Genomic DNA, 4,951 nt, shown 5'->3' on the forward strand with positions numbered 1-4,951 from the left:
AAAAATAACCTAAAAATAAATTAAAAATATAAGCCTCATTTAAGCTAAAATTTGATTTTCTTTCCCTTTTTAATTCTCGCTGCTGTCATTGACGGCAGCTCCTATATTGAGGGACGTTGCGGGGTATCCCCGCTTAAACTCCTAGAAGCCGAGACCCTAGGCTCGGCTTCGGCGTGACAGCACCTTAGTTCAGTCCGCCAATGGTAAAAGCGGAATTTTGTAAAAATTCTACTTATCCCAGATCCGGACAAACCCCCAAGATTAGGGATTAAAATGCAATTTTTAAAATCTTATTCAAACCTTAAACTTCAAAAGGCAGGCTAAATTTTTTGCCGCTCCGACTATGCCACTGATCTTAAATCCGGGCAACTTAAAATTTGGCCAATCGGACAATAGAAAGCTACCGTTTTACTTAACCCGGCACCGGGATATTAAAGCGAGATTTCGTAAAATTTTAACTTGCCACAATCTCTATCAAACTCCCAAGAAAAGGGGATAAAATACAATTTTAAAAAGCTTATCCAAACCTTAAACTTCAAAAAGCGAATTAAAATTTAGCTGCACGGATTGAGTGGCATTTTATAAATCATATAGTTCTAGAATACTCCCTGCCGATTTTTCTTTCAACAAGATCAAGCCGTTTAAGGCATTCTCTGATTCCTGGCAAACGTTGTACCTTTGGAGCTATCTCTTTAAATTTAGAAAGATTAAACCCTAAAAGCTCTTTTACTCTGTCATTCTTTGCGCAAGGCTCTAAAAAATCATATTTCTTTGATAAATACTCTACTTTCTTGCCAAGCTCACTCAATGGCTTTAAAATGCTTTCTTTACTGATATTGCGCGCTGCTAGCCCTAATGCCTTGCCGACTACTAAATCATCGTTAAAATCCTTTAATATCGGCATTTCCCTACTAGCATCGGGCACCATCTGTTCCACGATCCTGCCAAACTCTTTGCCGCGATCGTCGTTATCGAATGCTAATGTAAACTTTGCATTCGGGGCAAGCTTGCGAAGCGCTTTAATTGCATCTTTTTGTGATGCCGATATTTGTCCGTTAGTCGAGCATAGCAGCGTCTCTTGTAAATTTACCCCTTTCATTTCGCAAAACGATAGCGTGTCGATCATGCTCTCACTGATTATGATATTTTTAAATTCTTTCGGGCTTTTATGCGCGTTGTCGGCCTTTAAAATTTCCAGCCCCTTATTCCCGTTACAAAGCTGCTTGATGGGCTTATCGTATGGCTTTCCTTGCGGATCGTGCGTTAAGGGCTTTGAGAGATAGCTTATCGTTCCGCTTTGCTTTAAAAACTCTTTTGTGCCGGCATTCGTTTGTGCTGATGCCAGCGTATATGTCGGTACGACTGCGTTTTGGTATTTGCCGTCCTGTTTTAAGCTGCTAAATTGCGCTAAGAGTTCGGCGCTTAATTTTCTTTTGAGGACTAAAAATGAATTTTTGCCCGTCTTATCTAATTTTTTAAATTTTTCTATTATTTCATTATCGATTTTTTTAGTAGTTGATTTCGGTATAGTATTGTTTTGTAATTCTTTTATATCTTTTATTTTGTCTTCGTCTATTAAATCTTTTACTTCCACTCCGCGATTTTTGGCGAAGTTGTAAATATTGCCCCGATCGGCGCTATCGTTTGGATTAAAATATAAGTAATGGCCGTTTGATTGGCGCGATATGACTATCGTATCGCCGTAGTCGTTCGTAAGCGTTTTGTAGTTCCGGCTACTTTTGTCTCTTTTTTCAAAGTAGCCGTTATTCTTTAAAATTTCATCAAGCGCGAGCTCGACTAGATTTTCTTTCATCTTGGACACAGATCCAAAAATGCTTTTCTTTTTTGAGCCTGCTTATGCGCCTTTTTAGCCGTAATCGAATAGTACTTTTTAAGGCTTGTGGCGCACTCCGGCGGGCGCGTAGCGCTTGCGAGGCATAGCACCGCTTCGCATGCCAGTTTCTTATCACCAGTAAATACGTCGCCGAGCTCTTTTGGAGCAGACGTCTTTGTTGCCGTATCCTTTGCGCTTATCTCTTTCGCGATCGCGCCGCTTGCCGCAAAAATTGCGCCTACGATTAAACTAAAAACTAGTTTTTTCATTCTTTCCCCTTTATTTAAAATATACGAATTTTGGTAGTCCTAGCTCGTCCTTCGGGAGCTGCTTGGTTTCTGGCTCAAATATGGCGTCGTTGCGCTTGTATTCTACGACCGACTGATTAAAGCTCTCTTCGGTTAAATTTTTATTGCTGCTGCTTTCGTTTAGCTGTCTGCTCGTTGCTATCGTACTGGTATAGTTGATATTCAGCTCGTATTGGTGCTGCAAATTTTCGAGAATTTTAAGCAGTATCGAGTTTGTAAGGGCTTGAGCTTGCTTTTGGTTGTTTGGCTTGCTTAGTTGCTTTGAAAGCTGCTTTAAATCGTCGTTCATTTTTGCCTTTGAGTAAGGATTGGTCTTGTCATCGCTATGAAACGTATCTTCAAAAGCTAGCAGGGCGTTTGTTTTCTCGATATTATCTCTTTCTTGCAGGAACTTCTCGGCATTCTTTATATTGTTGATTTGCGCTTGGTAGTTTGCTCTTTGGATAGGATCGACGGTTTTATTCATCTGCTCGGTTAGTTCGTCTATACTTTTGCTTAAATTTGCGCCATCTCGCAATGCGTAAGTGCAGCGATTAACCTTGCTCTTGATTGAGCTTTTGGTTTTTCCTAGCGTCATTCCGAAAAATTGGCTATTATTTTCCAAAAACGAGCACGCGCTTTGTACTCTCGCTATATCGCCCATGACGTCGCTTGGAATATTTTTAACATTGTCGTAGATACTTTGCATCTGACTGATCATATTCTGCGCGTCGCCTAGTATATCGTGAATACTATTCATATCTACGCCGAGCTCTTCCATCTGCTTTTCAAAATTTAGCGTGTCTTTAGTCATTTGCTCGTATTGCTTGATTTGCTCAGCATAGTCTTTCAGCGTCTGCGTATAGCCCATTACAGCTTGCGCTATTGCGGCTATGTCTACGACTGGAACACCTCCTGCATTTGCGCTGCTAAAAAATAGCGCCGTTGCCGCACCGATAGATATTAATGTTTTCTTCATATCTCTCTTCCTTTCTGCTCGGTATTTTCTTTTTTAGTTTCCTTTTCAGCCCATTTTTCGATGGTTTGTTCTAGCATTTTGGTGGCATTTGGGTAGCTGCACCTAAATCTATCCGCATCTATCGGTTTACCTGCTTCGTCTCCGCATCTTCTTTTTACGTCGATTTGCCCCTCTTGCAGCTCTGCGTAAAGCGGCGTTAATTTATCTATACCCTTGTCCTTGTTATCCTTGATTTTTTCGTATAGCCTTGCTTCGTTATTCATGAGCTCTAGCTCATTTTGTAGTTGTCTGAAAAGGACCGGGTTTTCCTTTTCAAATTTGGTTTGAAATTTTTCATCATCCTTGTGCGGGATCATCACTTTTTTGTTGTTATCCTCGTTTATTTCCCACTTTCCCCTCTTGTCTTGTTTATCTTCGAGTCCTTGTATCTCTTTGGCCGCGTCTAAGTATTTCTTTGCCTTTTGCTTGTCGTGTTCATATGCGAGAGCTAAGCTAAAATTTAAGTCTATAAAGCTCTTTCTTAGGCTTAAAAAGTCGTTTTCGCTTTTGACATAATTTTCCAAGTCACCCTCAATCACGTTTCTTCTTTGTTTTGGCGTTATATTGCTCATTATAGGCTCCTGCCTCTGTCATTTTCGTTTTCTTGCCCTTTGGCCTTGTTTAAAATTTTGTCTTTGACCTGCACTAGCGTATCGTTTACCTTTTGATAAAATTTAGGGTAGTTATCTTTAAAATTTGGCGTTTCTTTTTCGATGTCGCCCATCATCTTTTTTAGCTTTTCGTATCCTTTGACATCAAGCCCTTTTTTGGTTTCTTTTTCGTAGGTCGTTTGTAATTTAGCGTAATTAGCCCGCTCGTTCTCCATCTCTTTAAAACCGCCTTTGACTTTTTTGCGTTGCGTATAGACCTCTTTTACCAAATCGCTGACAGCCTCTTTAAATTTAGGACTGTCAAAGGCTAGATCAAGCTTTTCTTGGCGCTGGCGATCTTTGGCGATGCTTTCTTCTTTGCCCTGTTTTAACATCATCTCAAGGCTTCTATCCATTTCCTGCAGTGCGGTTATAATGCCGTTTATTCCGTCGCTATTCATGAGATTGTCGATTGATTTTTGAAAATTTGCTTCAAGCTTTGATTGCTGATCCTTGAGATCCTCAAGCTCCTTTTCGTGCTGCATCTCTAGCTCGTCGGCTCGTTTGTTCCAATCCTCTTGCTCGGCGCTGCTTTCTCTACCTGGCTGAGGCTCGTTTTGTTGCGGGCTCTGCTCTTTTTCTTCCCCTTTTTCCTTTTTGGCGATCTGCTCCTCTTTTGCCTTGATTTGCTCTTCTATTTTTTCTTTCTCTTTTAAAATTTGTAGACTCTCCTTCAAGGACTCATTTTTTTCTACGCCGTCTAATCTATCTTTTACGAACTCTCTTTTTGCTTTCGGGCTTTTAAATTCGTCTAACTCCTGCTGCTTTTCTTTAACTCTCACATCTAGCAGCTCTTTCTCGCCCAGTATTTCTACGGCTTGCTGCGCGTCTTTGCTTAAATTTATATCTTGCACTTGCCGTTCTTTATTCCCTTTTTCTTGAATGCTCGAAGCCGTAAGGGTTTGTTCGTCTTCGCTTAAATATGCCCATTCGGCCATTTGCTCTTGCGTCAGCTCTTCTGCCACCCTAAATCCTTTTGATAGATTATTTTTCAGTAGTTTATCATTCATTAAATTTAAAAAACTTTTAAAAAGTGATATATAAAAAATCAAAAAAATTATAAAATTTGAAAACGCTCACAAATACCTTTTAAGTGCTCTACAATCAAAAATAAGCTTTTCCCCTATCTTTTTCTTATTTTTTTATCTATGGGGCTTTAATA

At 39.9% G+C, this 4,951-nt stretch carries 5 protein-coding genes; all 5 read right to left on the reverse strand.

The window, feature by feature from the left end; translation table 11 throughout:
• Positions 1 to 586 precede the first annotated feature (586 nt).
• The 5 genes from Q0277_RS09040 to Q0277_RS09060 are packed head-to-tail and all read right to left on the reverse strand — an operon-like array spanning position 587 to position 4,754.
• Positions 587 to 1,813, reverse strand: coding sequence for a toprim domain-containing protein (locus tag Q0277_RS09040; RefSeq protein ID WP_297997410.1), 1,227 nt, complete (start codon positions 1,811 to 1,813; stop codon positions 587 to 589).
• Positions 1,810 to 2,103: a TrbM/KikA/MpfK family conjugal transfer protein gene (locus tag Q0277_RS09045; RefSeq protein ID WP_297997412.1), complete on the reverse strand. Its 294-nt coding sequence runs from the start codon at positions 2,101 to 2,103 to the stop codon at positions 1,810 to 1,812. Before Q0277_RS09045 ends, Q0277_RS09040 begins: the two co-directional genes overlap by 4 nt.
• Positions 2,104 to 2,113: 10 nt before the next feature.
• A complete protein-coding gene (locus tag Q0277_RS09050) occupies positions 2,114 to 3,100 on the reverse strand; it encodes a type IV secretion system protein (RefSeq protein ID WP_297997414.1) in 987 nt (328 codons plus the stop codon).
• The gene (locus tag Q0277_RS09055) at positions 3,097 to 3,711 is read right to left on the reverse strand and encodes a hypothetical protein (RefSeq protein ID WP_297997415.1); all 615 of its coding nucleotides are present in this window, start codon (positions 3,709 to 3,711) and stop codon (positions 3,097 to 3,099) included. The genes Q0277_RS09050 and Q0277_RS09055 overlap by 4 nt, the downstream gene beginning before the upstream one ends.
• Positions 3,711 to 4,754 (reverse strand): hypothetical protein, encoded by a 1,044-nt coding sequence (locus tag Q0277_RS09060; RefSeq protein ID WP_297997417.1) that lies wholly within the window; start codon positions 4,752 to 4,754, stop codon positions 3,711 to 3,713. Before Q0277_RS09060 ends, Q0277_RS09055 begins: the two co-directional genes overlap by 1 nt.
• Positions 4,755 to 4,951: the final 197 nt, after the last annotated feature.

The sequence above is a fragment of the uncultured Campylobacter sp. genome (assembly GCF_938030815.1).
Lineage (GTDB): Bacteria > Campylobacterota > Campylobacteria > Campylobacterales > Campylobacteraceae > Campylobacter_B.